17 protein-coding genes are annotated in these 17,152 nt (G+C 70.1%); 5 read left to right on the plus strand and 12 right to left on the minus strand.

All coding sequences use genetic code 11. The annotated features are described in order from the left end of the window. Window positions 1-94: 94 nt before the first annotated feature. From NGB36_RS27890 to NGB36_RS27915, 6 genes are all read right to left on the minus strand, one after another. On the minus strand, window positions 95-550 hold the full coding sequence (locus NGB36_RS27890; protein WP_255923322.1) for an anthrone oxygenase family protein: 456 nt from the start codon (window positions 548-550) through the stop codon (window positions 95-97). A 7-nt stretch (window positions 551-557) separates the two neighbouring features. Continuing rightward, entirely contained in the window at window positions 558-947 is a 390-nt protein-coding gene (locus NGB36_RS27895) for a SchA/CurD-like domain-containing protein (RefSeq protein ID WP_255923323.1), read from the minus strand. Window positions 948-977: 30 nt separating this feature from the next. Continuing rightward, on the minus strand, window positions 978-1,235 hold the full coding sequence (locus NGB36_RS27900; RefSeq protein ID WP_255923324.1) for an acyl carrier protein: 258 nt from the start codon (window positions 1,233-1,235) through the stop codon (window positions 978-980). 93 nt (window positions 1,236-1,328) lie between these two features. Continuing rightward, a complete protein-coding gene (locus tag NGB36_RS27905; RefSeq protein WP_255923325.1) occupies window positions 1,329-2,186 on the minus strand; it encodes an AfsR/SARP family transcriptional regulator in 858 nt (285 codons plus the stop codon). A gap of 21 nt (window positions 2,187-2,207) precedes the next feature. Next, a complete protein-coding gene (locus NGB36_RS27910; RefSeq protein ID WP_255923326.1) occupies window positions 2,208-2,963 on the minus strand; it encodes a thioesterase II family protein in 756 nt (251 codons plus the stop codon). Between the two features lie 185 nt (window positions 2,964-3,148). After that, entirely contained in the window at window positions 3,149-3,952 is an 804-nt protein-coding gene (locus NGB36_RS27915) for an AfsR/SARP family transcriptional regulator (protein ID WP_255923327.1), read from the minus strand. A gap of 272 nt (window positions 3,953-4,224) precedes the next feature. On the opposite strand from NGB36_RS27915, the gene NGB36_RS27920 reads away from it, so the two are divergent. From NGB36_RS27920 to NGB36_RS27935, 4 genes are all read left to right on the plus strand, one after another. Next, a complete protein-coding gene (locus tag NGB36_RS27920; protein ID WP_255923328.1) occupies window positions 4,225-4,527 on the plus strand; it encodes a TIGR04351 family putative TOMM peptide in 303 nt (100 codons plus the stop codon). Window positions 4,528-4,595: 68 nt separating this feature from the next. Next, entirely contained in the window at window positions 4,596-6,917 is a 2,322-nt protein-coding gene (locus NGB36_RS27925; RefSeq protein ID WP_255923329.1) for a TOMM precursor leader peptide-binding protein, read from the plus strand. A gap of 39 nt (window positions 6,918-6,956) precedes the next feature. Then, window positions 6,957-8,555: a SagB family peptide dehydrogenase gene (locus tag NGB36_RS27930; RefSeq protein ID WP_255923330.1), complete on the plus strand. Its 1,599-nt coding sequence runs from the start codon at window positions 6,957-6,959 to the stop codon at window positions 8,553-8,555. Between the two features lie 30 nt (window positions 8,556-8,585). Further along, window positions 8,586-9,893: a sensor histidine kinase gene (locus NGB36_RS27935; RefSeq protein WP_255923331.1), complete on the plus strand. Its 1,308-nt coding sequence runs from the start codon at window positions 8,586-8,588 to the stop codon at window positions 9,891-9,893. Window positions 9,894-10,171: 278 nt separating this feature from the next. On the opposite strand, the gene NGB36_RS27940 is transcribed toward NGB36_RS27935, so the two are convergent. The 3 genes from NGB36_RS27940 to NGB36_RS27950 all read right to left on the minus strand — a co-directional run bounded on the left by NGB36_RS27940 (window position 10,172) and on the right by NGB36_RS27950 (window position 13,022). Continuing rightward, on the minus strand, window positions 10,172-10,777 hold the full coding sequence (locus NGB36_RS27940) for a response regulator transcription factor (protein ID WP_255923332.1): 606 nt from the start codon (window positions 10,775-10,777) through the stop codon (window positions 10,172-10,174). Window positions 10,778-10,895: 118 nt separating this feature from the next. Beyond that, window positions 10,896-12,698: a fatty acyl-AMP ligase gene (locus NGB36_RS27945; protein ID WP_255923334.1), complete on the minus strand. Its 1,803-nt coding sequence runs from the start codon at window positions 12,696-12,698 to the stop codon at window positions 10,896-10,898. Window positions 12,699-12,758: 60 nt separating this feature from the next. Further along, window positions 12,759-13,022 (minus strand): hypothetical protein, encoded by a 264-nt coding sequence (locus tag NGB36_RS27950; protein ID WP_255923335.1) that lies wholly within the window; start codon window positions 13,020-13,022, stop codon window positions 12,759-12,761. 175 nt (window positions 13,023-13,197) lie between these two features. On the opposite strand from NGB36_RS27950, the gene NGB36_RS27955 reads away from it, so the two are divergent. Further along, window positions 13,198-14,379 (plus strand): cytochrome P450, encoded by a 1,182-nt coding sequence (locus NGB36_RS27955; protein ID WP_255923336.1) that lies wholly within the window; start codon window positions 13,198-13,200, stop codon window positions 14,377-14,379. Between the two features lie 27 nt (window positions 14,380-14,406). Here the strand turns inward: NGB36_RS27955 and NGB36_RS27960 are convergent, their stop codons facing one another. Genes NGB36_RS27960 through NGB36_RS27970 form a run of 3 tightly spaced genes read right to left on the minus strand, consistent with a single transcriptional unit; the run spans window position 14,407 to window position 17,146 of the window. Beyond that, window positions 14,407-14,784: a DUF4260 family protein gene (locus NGB36_RS27960; protein WP_255923350.1), complete on the minus strand. Its 378-nt coding sequence runs from the start codon at window positions 14,782-14,784 to the stop codon at window positions 14,407-14,409. Further along, window positions 14,784-15,887 carry an alpha/beta hydrolase gene (locus NGB36_RS27965; protein WP_255923337.1) on the minus strand — a complete coding sequence of 368 codons (1,104 nt, stop codon included), beginning with the start codon at window positions 15,885-15,887 and terminating at the stop codon, window positions 14,784-14,786. The genes NGB36_RS27960 and NGB36_RS27965 overlap by 1 nt, the downstream gene beginning before the upstream one ends. Further along, the gene (locus tag NGB36_RS27970) at window positions 15,884-17,146 is read right to left on the minus strand and encodes an FAD-dependent monooxygenase (RefSeq protein ID WP_255923338.1); all 1,263 of its coding nucleotides are present in this window, start codon (window positions 17,144-17,146) and stop codon (window positions 15,884-15,886) included. The genes NGB36_RS27965 and NGB36_RS27970 overlap by 4 nt, the downstream gene beginning before the upstream one ends. Window positions 17,147-17,152 lie beyond the last annotated feature (6 nt).

A 17,152-nucleotide genomic window follows, 5' to 3' on the forward strand; every position in this document is an offset into this window, starting at 1 on the left:
GCGTGGGCTGGGGGAGTTCACCGAAGCCGGCGCATGGCACGGCGACGGCCGTCCTCGCGGAAGGGGACGGCCGCCGTGGCAGGTGGGGTCGGATTCAATGGAGTGTGGCGGCCAGGCCGTTCAGCGCAAGGCCGGCCACCGCCAGGGCGGTGCGCAGCAGGTGCCAGCGCCGCCAGGTCGGTCTGGGGTCGGTCCAGCCGTCCGGGAGCACCTTCGGGTCCTGGACCGCCTTGACGCGTCGGTTGATGGGAACGTTGCACAGATGCGAGACGGCGGAGACGCCGAGCATCAGCACCGCGGCCGCCACGTAGAGCCCGCGGGCGGACGACGGTCCGGTCGGACACAGCGCCGCGTCCACCACGGTCGTGCCGAGCACGGTTGCCGGCATCACCGGGTCCCAGTGGCGTCCCAGCAGCTTGTGCGCGTAGATGTAGGTGCCCGTCGGCATCGCGAAGAGGGCCGGGAGAACGCTCAGCGCCACGGCGAAGAGCACCCCCGCGGTGATTCCGCTGCCGAGGGTGGCGAGCACACGCAGCACCTCGACGGCCACGGCTCGGTCAGCTTCCCTGTGCCGCGGGATGGGTGTCGACGCTGAGCTGAGCGATCGACCGCATGGTGGCGTCCTTGAAGTACGCCGCGAAGCCCTCCGAGGTCGAGGTGTCCCGCGGCTCCTTCAAATACGGCTGCAGCTTCTCCTCCAGCACGTGGACGCCGCGTTGGGCGGCCATGTGGCGGCCGACCGCCGCGAAGTCCCCTTCGTAGTGGATGACCCGCACCATGACGTCGTCCTTGATGAACACCCCGGTGCCGAGGAGCCGGCCGGCTGTCGTGCCCGGTTCGTCACTGGGCAGGTCGGGGGTGTTCACACGCTGGAAGCCTGCGAAGATTTCGGCGATCTCTTCCTCATGACCGGGCTTGACCCGGTAGGTGATGGCCGCGTACGGCATGGGAATTCCTCCAGATGGACTGGCAAGACGTCAGGCTGCCTGGGCGGGGCTCTCGTTGATCACCTTCAGGAGCAGGCGCGGGGTGTAGGCCTCGATCACGGCATCATCGGAGAGCGCGATCGATCGTTCTCGGGCCACGACGCCGGTCACCTGGAGCAGAGCCAGTGAGTCGTAGCCGAGCTCGATGAAGGGGACGTCGAGGACATCGCCGTCCAGATCGACTCCCTCGGAGTCGCCTGCGCACTCACGCAGCTTGGTTGTCAGTTCCTGCAAAGTGAATTCGGTCATGAGTGGTGTGTCCTTCCGGGATACGTACAGCGAGCCGTAGAGGCCGGTCGCGCTGGGAGGCCGGCCCCGGGCCTGTGAATCCTCCGGCCGAAGTCACCCGGCGCGGAGTGCCTGGAGCGATCCCGCGCCCGGCCCGTGCGGTGCATGGGAAGGCAGCGCCGTCTCGCACTCAAGGACGGGATCGGAGGTGAGCATCGCCCGCTGCAGCTCCTGCAGCGTCGGGGACGGGTCGAGCCCCAGCTCCCTGCCGAGCGCGCCACGCAGCCGGTGGTACACCTCCAGTGCACCGCCGCGCCGGCCGGCCCGGTAGAGGGCGAGCATCAGCTGTGACTGAAGCCGCTCGTTCAGCGGGTGCTGCGCGGCGAGCCCGGCCAGCTCCCCGAGGATCTCGTGATGACGGCCCAACCGCAGATCGGCCTCGATACGCTGGGTGAGGATGCTCATCCGCGACTCCTCCAGCCGCGTGACCTCCGCCTCCAGCAACGGGCCCACCTGCACGTCCACCAGGGCGGGGCCGCGCCACAGATCGAGCGCGCGTCGGAGCCGCGAACTGGCGCCGGCGTTGTCGCCCGTCTCCAGGGCCCGATGGCCGGCGCCCGCGAGGCGTTCGCACTCCAGGGCGTCGACCATCCCGCCCTGCGTGTCGAGCAGATAGCCGCCGGACTCGGTGACAAGCACGCTCTTGGCGCCCCCGGGCAACATCTCGCCGGGACCGGTCGCGAGCGCCGCGTTGATCAGGTTCCGGATCTGCAAGATGTAGGTCTGCAACGTGGTCTGCACGCTGCGCGGCGGATTGCCGCCCCACAGCTCCTCTATCAACGCGCTCACCGAGAGCACACGGTCCGGATGGAGCGCGAGCAGCGCGAGAACCTTGCGTGGCTTGACCGCGGTCGGGACCACCGGCGTGCCCGACTGTGTCACCCTGAAGGGCCCCAGTAGTTCGATATCCATCGTCTTGGCTCCGTTCGAGTGTCAGGTACGCGCCAGCGTGAGCCGCTCGTTGAGCTCGGTGCGGAGCAGCTTTGGCAAAGCGCTGCCACGGACGAAGAAGTGATCTCCGTCGATGACAGCCATGCGGAAGCCGCCGTCGGCGTAATCGCGCCAGGCACCGACCGATTCCGGAGGCACGACCTCATCGCCGCGTCCGGCGACCGCGAGGACGGGGCATGGCAGGGGGAGCCGTGGGCCGGCCCGCAGGCTGCGCGCGAGCGCCAGGTCGTCGCGGATGATGCCGACGGTCAGCCGCAACCACTCCGGCCGCTCGGCGAGTTCCCCGCGCATTCCGCCAGTGTGATGCAGGAAACCAATGATGTCGTCGTCGGATGGGCCGCAGCCGTCGAGCATCGGCATGCCGACGTGCGGCGCCGAGCACGCCCCGGCGGCAAGGAGTTGCGGCGCACGGCCGCCCCTGCGCAGGTGGTGCAGCGCGTAGGAGTACGCGATGAGTGCACCCAGACTGTGCCCGTAGAAAGCGTACGGCTCGTCGAGTAACGGTCCTAGGTGTTCGTCCAGTTCGCGCATGAGCAGAGCCGCATCACGGATCCGCGGCTCCCGCAGCCGGGCCTCGCGTCCCGGCAGCCGCACCGGGAGCACGCTGACCTCGGGTCCGAAGACTTGCGTCCACCGCGCGAAGGAGAGCGCGCCCGCCCCTGCATGATGAAAGCAGAAGAGCCTGAGCGAGGCGCCAGGATTCGGCCGGACGGCGAGGTATCCGGTCGGCCTGCTCACCTCACGGCTCCGGTGGACCACGGGAACACTGGCACCATCGCTGACTCCTCAGGCCCGGGCAGCCGGAGGCAGGGCCCCCGTCGCAGCCTCGTGGATGCTTCATTCCGCTTCTGGCGGATGAAGCGATGCTCCACAAGCGGCCTGGAAAGCCACTCGACGAGTGCTGGAGACGCTCCCAGCGCGGTCTACACGCGTACCGCGACGTCCAACGCGGGATCGGAGGCCAGGATCGCCTGGTGGAGACGCTGCACCCGGGCCGAGGGTTCGAGCCCCAGCTCTTCGACGAGGCCGGCCCGCAGCCGTCGGAATGCCTGCAGCGCGCCGGACGCTCGGCCGCAGCGGTACAGGGCGAGCATGAACTTCGCATGCAAATTTTCGTTGAGTGGGTACTGCGCGGTGAGACCGGCCAGTTCGCCGAGCACTTCGTGATGGCGGTTCAGCTTGAGATCCGCGTCAAGGCGACGTTCGAGGGCGGCCAGCCTGCTCTCCTGGAGCCGCATCACCTCGACATCGAGCAGCGGACCGCGCTGCAGGTCGACCAGGGCTGGACCGCGCCAGAGCGCGAGCGCCTCGTTGAGCAGCCGCGAGGCCCGGGCCGGATCATCCGCCTCGAACGCCGCGTATCCCTGGGTGGTGAGCCGGTCGAACTCCCATGCGTCGACGTCCCTCGGGTCGACGCCCAGCAGATACCCGTTGTGCCGCGTGGACAGGACGTCCTTGGCCGAACGTGACGGGACGGCGGGTGCGGGCGAGGAGGCCAGGGCCGCGTTCAGCTTCCGCCGCAGCTGAAGGATGTACGTCTGCAGCGTGGTGGGGGCGCTGCGGGGCAGGTCGAGACCCCACAGCTCCTCCATCAGCCCGGCAACGGTGATCACGTGGTTGGCGTTGAGGGCCAACAGAGCGAGGATCTGCCGTGGCTTGGCGGCACTTGGGACGATGGATACGCCGGACTCGGATGCCGTCAACTGCCCCAATACCTTGATCTCCATGACCTGCCGCCCTCTCTCCGGCTGTTCGCAGGACGTTCTCCGCTGCCGCTGCGTCGGGGACTGGACAGAGACTGGCACGTTCACTGGTCAGCGACCAGTGATGGATTCACATTCTTCCCGTCGAGCCACGCAGCTCGATGACCATGAAAATTTCACATCCGCTCGGTGACGCATCCACTGGTCCGCGGCCAAGAACCGAACGCAGAATCCCTCATGCACCGCCACAGCACGATTACCTCCCGGACACGGCCTTGGGGAAGGGCTGATCATTCATGAGAAGAGAAACGTCGTCGCAGGGGTTCCAGGCCGAAGCCTCGGTAGACGAGGACTGGCGGTTTGCGGAGCTGGTTGCGCGAGCCTGGATCGATCCGTCGTTGAGCATCCGCTACCACAACAACCCCCGCACCGTGCTCGCCGAGTTCGGCGTGCACCTGTCGGAGACGGGAACAGCCCCGATGCTGCCGCCGGCTCCAGCCCTTGAGCTGGTGGTCGAGGACTTCGGTGCGGTGGGACCGCGCTCCAGCTCGTGCAGCCAATGCACCAGTTGCGCGGTGTGCATCGTGACCGAGAGCTGACGGCCGCACCACGGACGCACATTCCTCGACGAGACGCAACTACGGACTCTTTGGGGGGAGATCCGGCCATGCCAGGATTCAAGGCGCATCTGCGTGCCGAAGTCGTTCCGGGGGAAGGAACATACCTCTTCTCGGAACGCGGGGTGAAGGTCATCGAGAATCCTCAACTGGAGCTACTGGCTCCGTTGATGGACAGCCGGCCCAACCTCGGGGAATTGCTCAGAGCGGCGCCGCGCAGCATCGCGCCGCAGGAGATCGGATACCTGCTCGGAAAGCTGGCCGAGGCCGAACTGGTTGATCATCTGGACGACGACGGCGGCATACCGCTGCCCGATTCGGCAGATTCCACCACTCCCCCCGACCATTCAGCCAGGGCATTTTGGGAATTGGGCGGTCTTGATGGTGCTCATGCCTGCTCGCGTTCCCGCTCCGGCTCATTGCGCCTGCTGACGGTCGGCGGGGCGGACGGGTCTGCGGTCCTGAGTGCGCTCAGGACCGCGGGCCTGTCCGTCCTTGCACAGCCGGGGACGGAACGGAACGCGTGCCTGGAAACCACACCCGGCCTCTCAGTGATCATCTGCTCGGACTACCTCGACGAGGCGCTGGCCGAGGTGGACGCCACGCACCGGGCGTCCCGCCGCCCTTGGCTGCTGGCCAAGCCGCACGGCGCCGACATCTGGGTCGGTCCGGTCTTCGAGCCGGAGAACGACTGCTCGCCCTGCTGGCACTGTCTCGCCCACCGGTTGCGCGACCACCGCGAGGTGGAGGGCCATGTGCAGCGCGCGCTGGGCCGGCGCGGACCGCTTCCCGTACCGACGGCATGCATACCTGCCAGCGTGGGGCTGGGGGCGCAGCTGATCGCTCTGGAGGCGACGAAGTGGCTCGCCGGGCATCGCTATGGTGGCCAGGGTTCGGTGCTGGTGGCCGACAGTCACGCCATGCGCTCCCGCCACCACGAAGTGCTCCGCCGACCGCAGTGTCCGCACTGCGGTGATCCGTCGCTGGTCGCAGACCGGCTGCGACGGCCCGTACGCCTGGTCTCCCGACCCAAGGCGCACACCGGTGGCGGCGGAGACCGCGCCATGCGGCCGGCCGAAGTGCTCGCCCGCTACCGGCATCTCGTCAGCCCGGTCAGCGGGGTGGTCCGGGCACTGGAGGCCGATCCGCAGGCGCCGCCAGGGCTCAACGTCTTCCGCGCCGGACACAACCTCGCCCTCGGCTCGGACACCTTGCGCGGGCTGAAGTCCGGCCTGCGCGGCCAGAGTTCGGGTAAGGGACTGACGCCGCTCGATGCCGAGGTCGGCGCGCTGTGCGAGGCGCTGGAACGTTACTCGGCGGTCTTCACCGGCACCGAGGCGCTGGTCCACGACTCGCTGCGCGGCCTCGGTGACATAGCCGTCCACCCCAACCGGTGCCAGCTCTACCACGAGCGCCAGTACGCCGACCGGGACCGTTGGAACGGCTCGCACTCCGCCTTCCACTACGTCTGCGAGCCGTTCGATGAGAAAGCGCCGCTGGACTGGACTCCCGTCTGGTCGCTCACCGAGCAGCGCCAGCGGCTGTTGCCCACCGGGTACCTCTACTACAACGCGCCACACCCCGACGGCCACTGCTTCGTGCGCGCCGACTCCAACGGCTGCGCAGCGGGCAGCAGCCTGGAAGACGCCATCGTCCAGGGCTTCCTCGAACTCGTCGAGCGCGACTCGGTGGCGCTGTGGTGGTACAACCGCACCCACCAACCCGCTGTCAGCCTGGAGGCGTTCGACGAACCCTGGATCGCGGAACGCCGCGTCCGGTACGCGGATCTGCACCGCGAGATCTGGGCCCTCGACCTCACCGCCGACCTGGGCATTCCCACGGTCGCGGCGCTGTCGCGGCGTACCGACAAGCCGGCCGAGGACATCGTGATCGGCCTCGGCGCCCACTTCGACGTGCGAACCGCGATGCGCCGGGCGCTTACCGAACTCGACCAGATGCTCCCCTTCGTGGCCATGGCCGCCCCGGACGGCACCGGCTATGACTGTTCCAGCCCGGAGGTGCTCGACTGGTGCCGCCGTGCCACCACCGGCAACCAGCCCTACCTGCTGGCGAATCCGGCGGAACCGGCCCGCGTTCCCGACGACTTCCCTACGCACCGCCCGTCGCCCGATCTGCTCGGTGACATCCAGGAGATCGAGCGTGTGGTGACAGGCAAGGGCATGGAACTGCTCGTGATCGACCAGACCCGTCCCGACATCGGACTGCCCGTGGCCAGGGTCATCGTGCCCGGACTGCGACACTTCTGGGCTCGATTCGCGTCCGGGCGGCTGTATGACGTACCTCTGCAGCTCGGCAGGCGCGACACCCCCATTGCGTACGAAGAGCTCAACCCAATCCCCGTCTTCTTCTGACCCGCTTCCGAACCGCCTATCCCGGAGGAGTTCCTTACCTTGCCCGGCATTCCCTTGTGGTCACTTCGGGAGGACGTCCACCTGGAGAAGGACCCCACAGGCGACGTCACCGTGCTGCACAGCCGTTGGGGGGATATCGGTGTCACAGGCAAGGACGCGCTGGTCTACGAGTGCCTGCGCCGAATGAGCTTCGGCCCCGTCTCGCTGGAGAATCTCCTCGGCGCGGCCGACGGTACGAGCGAGGCCGCGACGATCGGCAGGCGGGCGCGGCTGCACTACGTCCTGGAACGGATCCAACCGCTCGTCGTTCGTTCGCTCGGGATGGAGGATGCCAAGCAGCCGCTGCTGTCCGTGGTGGCCGTCTCCCAGCACGCCCGCTTCGAACTGCGCGCCGTCGACCCCGCGACACCGCTGCGGCTGTCGCGGTTCGCCACGTTGCGCGCTCAGGACGGGCGGCTGCTGATGGAGTCGCCGATCGCCTTGCACCGAGTAGCCTTTCACCGTCCGGAAGCGGCCTGGGTCGTCGCGTTGCTCGCCACCCCTACCACCCTCGACGAGCTCGGTGCGCCCGGGGCGCTCGACTCCGACCTCCTCTCCGACATCATGTGCTATCTGGCCGCGGCCGGCCTCGTGGTGCTCGGCGAGCAGGACGACGCAGGGGCGATGACGTTCCCGGAGGACGACGATCCGGCCCTGTTCACCTGGAACGCCACCGAGCTGCAATTCCACGTTCAAAGCCGGCTCGGCCGCCACGATGGCGACTTCGGCGCCACTTTTCCGCACGTCGGGCGGCTCCCGCCGGAGCCTGCCGTCAAGGAGCCTCCGGACGGCAAGCGCATCCCGCTCTACCGTCCCGCGCTCGAAGACATCCTGCCCACCGACCCCGCGCTCACCACGGCGTTGGAGACACGGCGTTCCATCCGCCGTTACGGCAAGCGCCCGATCAGCCTGCGCCAGATCGGCGAGTTCCTCTACCGGGTGGCCCGGGTCCGCTCCGTCCACAGCCGGGTCGGCGTCCCGCCGGCGACGTACGAGGTGAGCAACCGCCCCTACCCCAGTGGCGGAGCCGCCCACGAAATGGAGTTCTATCTGACCGTCGGCAAATGCGAAGGACTTGAGCCGGGCAACTACTACTACTCCCCCTACGGCCACTGTCTGGTGCATCTCGGCGGGGACGAGCAGACCGTCGGCGAGCTGATCGCCGACTCGCAGGCGCTGGCCGGTATGACCGCGCCGCCGCAGGTGCTGATCACCTACACCGCCCGGTTCCGCCGCCTGTCCTGGAAGTACAGCGGGATGTGGTACGCGCTCGCGCTCAAGCACGTCGGCGTGGTGCAGCAGACGATGTGCCTGGTCGCTACGGCGATGCGGCTGGCGGCCACCCCACTGGGCGCGGGCGACATCGACACCTCCTCCCGGGCGTTCGGCCTCGACTGGCGGGAGGAGTCCAGCGTGGGCGAGCTGGCGCTCGGTTCCCTGCCACCGGACGACGAATGCACGACATGGTGCTGTGCGGCGGAAGCCCATCCGGTGAACGATCCGGAATGGGCAGAGCACTGCTTGGCAACAGGCAGTCCACGAACGAACGTGTCAGGTAATCTCCCCCCAGAGTCAAGTTCCGTACAGAACCGGCGCTGATCCTTTTGGGCTGACGGGGAGGCTTCACTGATGGATCCGCAGGCGCAGGAACGGGTGAGGGGCCGCACCAGACAGGCCACGGACGGACGGGACAGGCACCGGTCGGCCACGCAAGGACGTCCCGCGGACAGCGCGGAGCTGAGGGACTCGCTCACCGACTCGGCCGCGGCTCCGAGACTGGCACGCACCATCGTGGCCGTCACCACCTCGGGCTACTTCATCGTCGCAGTGATGAACATGATGGTCCGCAGGCTGCCCGCGGCCGAGCTGTTCTGGGGCATCGCCGCGCTGCTCGGCGTGCTGCTGCTGCAGAACCTGCACTCGCTGCCCGACCGCAGCGGCCGTAGGCCGCGCTACTGGGTGTGGACGCTCAGCGCGCAGGCCGTGCTGACGTATGTGCCGTTCCTGGTCTACAAGTCCAGCTGGGTGGGGATGCCCGGGTTCCTTGCAGGATCGGTTCTTCTCTGGCTCCCGCTGCAGCTGTCCCTGATCGGCTTCGGGGTGGTGCTCGGCTCGCTCGTCGCCATCCAGAGCCAGCTCGGCTTCGACTGGTACACCAACAGCTTCTACACGGTCGGCGCGGCGATCAGCGGTCTGACCGTCTTCGGCCTGACCCGGCTCGTCGACCTGATCTCCGAGGTGCGCCGGGCCCGCGCCGAACTCGCCCGGCTCGCGGTCGCCGAGGAACGCAGCCGTGTCGCGCGCGACCTGCACGACCTCCTCGGTTACAGCCTCTCCGCGATCACCCTCAAAGGGGAGCTGGTGTACCGCCTGGTGACATCCCAACCGGACCGCGCCCGCGCCGAGGTCTCCACGATGCTCGCCGTCTCCCGCCAGGCGCTGTCCGACGTACGGACGGTGGCCCAGGGCTACCGCGACATGTCACTCGCCTCGGAGGCCGCGGCCGCCCGGGCCATCCTCATCTCAGCCGAGATCGACACGGACGTCTCCATCACCTGCGGGACGCTGGACGACGACGCCAACACCGTGCTCGCCACGGTCGTCCGGGAAGGCGTCACCAACCTGCTGCGGCACAGCAAGGCCCAGCACTGCACCATCAGGGCGGAACGGGACGGCGAGATGGTGCGGCTGGTGCTGGAGAACGACGGACTGAACGGGGCAGCGGTCACCGCGGCCGCGAAGGCCCCGGCGAAGTGCAGCGGCCTGGCGAACCTACGCGTACGCATCGGAGCGCTGCGCGGCACGCTGGACGCGGGCGCGTCCGAGGACGGCTGGTTCCGCTTGGTCGCCCAGGTGCCGGCGGCGAGCGCGGCGGTCCCCGACGACGGCGCGGCACCGACCCCGGACCCGGACGCGGCAGAGGGAGCTGCGGCCTGACGGCACGCATGTGACCGGATGATCGGCGAGCACGGTGGCCGGGCGCGTCGGGCAGGCCCGCAGAGGCCTGGCCCGACCGGCCGCTCGCCGACGCCCGGCGCCCGGCCACCCCGCCAACCTCCGTCGTAACCCCATTCTTTGCGCCTGGAGGGCCCGAGACGAAAACTGCGCCCGGCACAGCAGAATGCCGCCCCGCGGCCCGAAGCCGCGACGGGATCCGTCTGATCCCGGTAACGAGAGGACGGGCGGGCACGTCACGTACAGCGCCCACACCCGCGCTACAGCCAGCCCGCCTCTTCCGCGATGCGGATCGCGTCGACCTTGTTGCGTGCGTTGAGCTTGGAGAGGATCGTCGTGAGGTAGTTGCGGACCGTGCCGACGGAGAGAAAGAGCCGGGCGGCGATCTCCATCGCTTCCGCGCCGTTCGCGGTGAGTTTGAGGACTTCGATCTCCCGCTTGGTGAGCGGGTTCTCGCCGGTGTCCCACGCCTGGAGTGCGAGTTGCGGATCGATCACCCGCTGGCCTGCGTAGACCTGGCGTATGGCTTGGGCGAGCTGGTCGGGCGGTGCGTCCTTGAGGATGAATCCGGCGACGTGCGCTTCCAGTGCCCGGCGCAGATTGCCCGGGCGGCCGAGGCTGGTGAGGATCAGCGCCCGGCACTCCGGCAGCTCATCATGGAGCAGACAGGCCGCGGTCAGGCCGTCGATCCCGGGCAGGTCGATGTCGATGATGGCCACGTCAGGCTTGCATCGCAGCGACGAGGGAACGATGGCGTTGCCCGTATCGACCTCGGCGACCACTTTGATGTCCGGCTCAAGATTGAGCAGCGCCACCAATGCGCCACGGACCATGTGCATGTCTTCGGCGAGGAGAACCTGAATCATGCGCGCTCCCCCGGTCCCACCAGATGTCACCCGACGCCGACACGCAGCATCGCACATTCGTGCACAGCTCGCACCAATACCGGTGGTAACTAAGCGAATTGTGCCGTCGGCGTGGGCGTCACCTTCCGCGTGCGCCGCCCACGCCCGAGGAGGAGATCAGCTCTTTGACCTCGGGATCGACGACCTCGTGAATCGGACGCAGCCGCCCCGCGAGGAAGAGCCGGCGCATCGCGGACCGCTGCACCTTCCCGCTGGTGGTACGACGCACGGTGCCCGGCCGTACCAGGACGACGTTGCCCAGCGGGATCTCGAACTCCCGCGACACGCGCTGCTGCACGGCGGAGACGAGGCCGGGCAGGTCGGCGTCGAAGGCCTTCCCGGAGCGGACCTCCTGGACGACCACGACGTGCTCGCGCACCGAATCGACGGCGAACGCCACCGTCGAGTTGAACAGCGTGCTCACCTTCTGCACGGTCCGCTCGACGTCCTGCGGGTACAGGTTCCTCCCGGCGACAATCAGCAGGTCCTTGATCCGCCCGGTGACGTACAGTTCGCCGTCCTGCACCACGCCGAGGTCGCCGGTGCGCAGGAAGCCGCCCTCGCCCCCCGCCGTCACGGCCCGGAACGCCTCGGCGGTCTCGGTGGTCCGGTTCCAGTAGCCGCCCGCCACGCTCTCGCTGCGGATCCAGATCTCGCCGATCATGCCGGGGTCCAGCTCCCGGCCCGACTCGGGGTCGACGATCCGCACCTCGCACTCCGGCCCCGGTGAGCCGCAAGAGATCAACGTCCGTGCGGGGCGGCCGGGGACGGGATCGACCAGCCGGTGCTGTTCCAGCGCGGCGGCGTCCGCCATGAGCCGTGCGGGCGCGTGACCGGGAGCGCCCCCGGTGACGAGCAGCGTCGACTCGGCCAGCCCGTAACAGGGGTAGAAGGCCGCCGGGTCGAGCCCCACCGGAGCGAACCGCTGCGCGAACGCCTCCAGGGTCTCGGCGCGCACCGTCTCCGCGCCGTTGACCACCGCCCTCCATCGCGAGAGGTCGATCCCGTCGAGCTGCTCGTCGGTCACCCGGCGCACGCACAGCTCATACGCGAAGTTGGGGCCGCCGCCGGTGGTGATCCCGTAGTCGGAGACCATCCGCAACCAGTGCACCGGCCGCCGTACGAAGCTCATCGACGGCATGATCACGCCCTGGCCGCCCAGCCACAGCGGGTGCAGCAGATGGCCGACGAGCCCCATGTCGTGGTGGAACGGCAGCCAGCCGCCGATCACCGACTCATCCGTCGTGTGCATCGCGTACTGGATCGCCCGTTGGTTGGCGAGCAGATTGCGGTGCGAGACCATGACGCCCTTCGGCTCCCTCGTCGACCCCGAGGTGTACTGCAGGAACGCCACGTCGTCCGGTGCGATGGCGGGCATCCGCCGGCTGCAGGCGTCGGCGAAGGCCGTGGTGCCCCGACGGTCCGTGGCCAGGCACACCAGCCCGCCGTACCCGGCACCGGCCAGGACCTGGGAGACGACGGGCGCGTGGCGGGCATCGGTGAGGACGACGGAGACCGCCGCGTCCTTGACGATGCCGAGCAGCCGCTCCATGTGGTGGTCGGTGCCGCCGGGAGGCGGTGCCGGGACGGCGACCGCGCCGGCGTAGAGGCAGCCGAGGAAGGACGCGATGAAGAGCGGGCCCTGGTCGTGCAGGATGAGCACGCGCTGCCTGGACGGACCGGGCGGCAGATCACCTTGGAGCAGCCAGGCGGCGATGCGCCGCGCCTCGAGGTCCAGCTGCCCGTAGGTGAGTCTGCCGATCTCGCCCCGCTCCTGCGGGCCCTCGGCGGGGAAGACGAGCGCCGGCCTGTCGGGCTGTCGTCGCGCCCGCTCTCTGATGACCGATCCGAAGTCTGCGAATTCGCCTGACTGTTCGGACATGACGCTCCCCCAGAGGTGCCGCGCGTGTTCCACCTGTGCACCGCTGGCCCGCACGGCGGCTCAACGAGCCCGGTGATCCGGCCAGCCTGACCCCACGGGCTCGAAGTCACCTTGAATGTGGGCAGTCTGCGCGAAGTGGAAGTAGGGGTGGTCGGCGGAGTCGCTGGGATCCGCGCGGTCCGTGGGCTCCGGGGCCGGGTCGGTGGAACGCAGCAGCTGTGCATACGCATACGGGTTCGGCACATAGAACAGCCCGTAGAGCGCCAGCGCGCGCTGGACGGGCCGCAAGCAGTAGATGAGCAACCAGCGGGCCAGTGGACGCAACGTGACCTCCCATGGCTGACGGTTCCGCGCCTGGCGCGCGGACCGCGTTCGACAACCGCGTCCAGCGTGTCCGTTCGCGCTCAAGGACGGCTCCAGGAACGGCCAAGCGGATGTCCATATGCGGCGTCGAGCACGGTCCCAGCGGTGCGCGAGGCGCGGCGGAAAGGCTCCGGGCATGCTCCGATATCCCCCGAATCGGCCGTCCGCCACCCAACCGCCTCCCGTCTACGGCGAACTGCGGGACGTCTGCCCCGTGGCGCCGGTCCGGCTGCCGAGCGGGGACGACGGCTATCTGGTCAGCCGGTACGAGGACGTGCGCGACGTGCTCTGCGACCCGGTGTTCAGCCGGGCCGCGACCGTGCACGAGGGTGCGCCCCGGCTCACGGCCCAGCCGTTCGAGGCCGGCGGCCTGTTCACCCTCGACCCGCCCGAGCACACTCGGCTTCGGGCTCTGGTGGCGGGCGAGTTCACACCACGCCGGGTCCGCGAGCTCCGGCCGCGGATCGAGCACGCGGCCCAGCGCCTCGTCGACGAGCTCGTGAGCCACGGCCCGGGCGCCGACCTGGTCCGTGGCTACGCCTTCCCGCTGCCCGCGGCCGTCATCTGCGAGCTGCTCGGCGTGCCGTACGAGGAACGCGAACGGTTCCGCGGCTGGTCCGAGGCCCTGCTCTCGCTCACCGCGCACTCGCCAGGCCAGATGCGGGCCGCCCGCGACCAGTTGCTTGCGTTCCTGGGCGAACTGGTGGGCAGCAAGCGCAAGGAGCCGGGGGACGACCTGCTCAGTGCCCTCGTCCTCGCCCGCGACGAGCAGGGGGCGCTGAGCCACCGGGAGTTGCTCACCATGGCGATGACGCTGCTCGTCGCCGGGCATGAGACGACCGCGTCCGTCATCGGAACGTCGGCGCTGACACTGCTGCGGTCGCCGGGCGGGCTCGCGACGCTCGAATCGCATCCCGCGGGACGGGCCGCCGTCGTCGAGGAGCTGCTGCGTTACAACCCGATCGGGGACGGCGGCCCGCTGCGGGTGACGCTGGCCGAGACCGAGATCGCCGGTACGCGCCTCCCCGCCAACAGCGCGGTGATCGCCTCGATCTGCTCGGCGGGGCGGGACGAGACGGTGTTCGCACGGCCCGACGCGTTCGATCCCGGCCGCCCCGAGGTCCGCTCCCATCTGGCCTTCGGGCACGGCGTCCACTACTGCCTGGGTGCCTCGCTCGCCCGCGCCGAGCTGGCCATCGCGCTGGGCGCGCTCGCTGCGCGGCTGCCGGGGCTGCGTCTTGCGGTCGGGCCGGAGGAGATCCGGATGCACTCCGGGCTGCTCGTCAACCAGCTCGTGGAACTGCCGGTCACGTGGTGAGCCGCCTGGTGAGCATCCGGGTCGCTTTCAGAGCACGTAGCCGTCGCGGCCACGGGGTCCGTAACCCCAGGCGCGGTCCCAGCCGATGTGGCCGAGCCAGCCGAGGCCGGCGACGGCAAGGCGCCTGTCCCGGGCGAGCAGCGCCGCGGTGAGCAGCACGGCCGGCACGGCCGGCGAGTGCAGCACGTTGTAGGGGCGCACGGCGTACGGCGGCAGCTGCTTCCAAGAGGGAGCGGCGGTGATGCCGATCAGCAGTGCCACATCCGGGGCGACGGCGGCGGTCCACACCGTACGGCTGCGGCGGCCGCCCAGCGCCACAGCGGCCGTCAGTGCGCCCACACCGACGCCGAGGCTCACCAGCCGGCCGGCCGGATGCCGGTGGCTCCAGCGGGCGTCGTACCGCATCACGCCGCCCGCCCTGCGGGAGCGGGCGCGGGCTCGGGGGCTGCTACCGGGGCTGCTGCCGCGGCAAGGGCCTGCAGTGCCGCGCCCAGCAGCAGCGCGCGCGTGCGGTCCACGTGCCCGGGCGCGCCGTGCACGTCGTCGAAGACCGTGGTCTCGCCCGGCACCTGCGCACGGCGCAGCACCGCCACCTCCCCGATCGGCACGATCTCGTCACGCAGCGCCGCCACGTAGTGCACCGGCACCCGCAGCATCGCCAGCTCGTCGCAGCGCAGCCCCCATCCCCGCGTGTAGCCGAAGACGAGCGACGGGTCGACGCCGGTGGTACGGGCGAGCGTGGCGACCGTCAGCCGCGGGAGCTGCCGCTGCCACGCCTGGTCCTCGAAGAAGAGCTTCACAGGCGCGCCCACAGTGGCCACGCACACCACCCGCGGGTCCACCAGCGCACAGCGCAGCGCCAGATGGCCGCCGAAGCTGAGTGCGATCGCGGCGGTGCGGCGGACGTCGGCGCGTCCGTCCAGGGCGTCGAGGACGGCGGAGAACATCCGGAAGCTGAGCGGCCCGTAGCGCAGGGTGTTCTCGCCGACGCCAGGCAGTTCGGTGACGGCGACGGCGACGCCCAGCTCCTGCGCACGGGCCAGCAGCGGCGCCCATTGCTCCTTGACGCTGACGATCCCGCCCGCCACCACGATCAGGGGGCGCGGCTCGTCCTGCGAGAGACCGGCCGTCCAGCAGCGGACCGTTCCGTCCTGGAAGGGGACGTCCAACCGCTCGATGGCGTGGGGCTGTCCGGTGCGCCAGCGGTCGAAGGCGGCGACGCAGCGCTGCTGGGCGAGGTGCCGCAGCTCGTCGGCCGGATAGGGGAAGCGCGCCATGGCGTAGTGCGCACAGGCCTCCAGATGCCTTCCCTGCCCGGCGAGTGCGTCGCCCTCGGCGAGCCAGACGCGGGCCCATCCGCCGGGTCCGGTGCTCCAGGGCTGGGTGACGCGCGACAGCACGGTGCGGGTGCGGTCGGCGGGGATGCCCTGCCCCTGCGCGTGCAGCAGCGCGAAGTCGCGCAGTTCATCCAGGCCGATGCAGTCGGCCTCGCCGGTGTGTGCCGTCATGCCCGTTCCTCCTCGTAGGGCGCGTAGGCCTCGTGGCCCTGGTCGGCGGGGTCGGCCCTCTCGCCGCGCTGCGCGGCGAAGTACGCGGGTTCCAGCACCCGGGCGCGCAACCGCGGGCTCGCCTGCAGGGCGCGGTAGGCGGTGCGCCGGGCCGCCGCCGCGGGACGGGACGCCCAGGTGAAGACCCGTTCCTGGCGCCATTGCAACCGATGCGAGTCGGCGACCGCTCGAGCCCGCCGCCGCTGGAACTCCGCGGTCGCCCGGTCCACGGCAGCGACGGCATCCGTCTCCTCCAGCGCACCGGCAACGAGCGGGGCGAGCGCGGCGGCGTCGCCGAGGGCGTGGTTGACGCCCTGTCCCAGCACCGGGGAGAGGGTGTGCGCGGCGTCGCCGAGCAGCACCACGCCCGGCGCGTGCCATATCGGCACCTCGGCGGTGAAGATGTCGAGCAGCGCGGTCTCGGACCAGTCGCGCGGCAACTTCCCCACGCAAACAGCGAGTTCGGGGACGATCTCGCGCAGCCGCTCGTGCAGCGCGCCGATCCCGGCCGCACGCAGCGCCCGCAGCCCGCGCTTGGGCAGGCTGAACCCGACCCGCACGGTGCTTCCGTTGGCGTCGGGCAGGACGAGGGCGTGCCGGTCGCGGCGGATCCTGACCCGGTAGGCGGGCTCGGTCCACTCGGCGGGCCGCGGCAGCCGGAACCACAGCACGTCCCGGTCGAGCGGCCGTACGGTGGCGCGCAGTCCCGCCTCCTCGCGCAGCCGGCCGAACCGCCCCTCGGCGACGGCGGTGAGCCGGGCGCGGATGGTGCGTTTCCCCTCGGGTCCGACCACCCGCACGCCCGCTGTCCGGCCGGCGTGGTCGTGCCACAGCCCAGCGGCGGACCAGCCGCGCAGAAGCCGGAAGCCGTCGTGGCCGGCCGCGGCGGCGGCGAGTTCGTCGAGCAGCCGCAGCTGCGGGAGCTCGACGGGGAAGCGGTACGGGTACGGGAAGCCGGCGAAGTCCACCGACAGCACGCGGTGGCCGCCGTCGGTGACCTCCAACCGCCGTACGGTCAGGGCGTCATGGCGCAGGGTCCGCAGCAGGCCGAACCGGTCGAGCAGGCGCACGCTGTCGGGTGAGAGGGATTCCCCGCGCAGCTCCCGATGGCCGGTGATGGAGCGTTCGAGCACCGTCGTGCGTACGCCGTGCCGGACCAGTCCGAGCGCCAGTGCCAGCCCGGCGGGACCGCCGCCGACCACGCACACATCCGTCTCCATGGGCCC

Source organism: Streptomyces humicola (assembly GCF_024436035.1).
Classification (GTDB): Bacteria; Actinomycetota; Actinomycetes; order Streptomycetales; family Streptomycetaceae; genus Streptantibioticus_B; species Streptantibioticus_B humicola.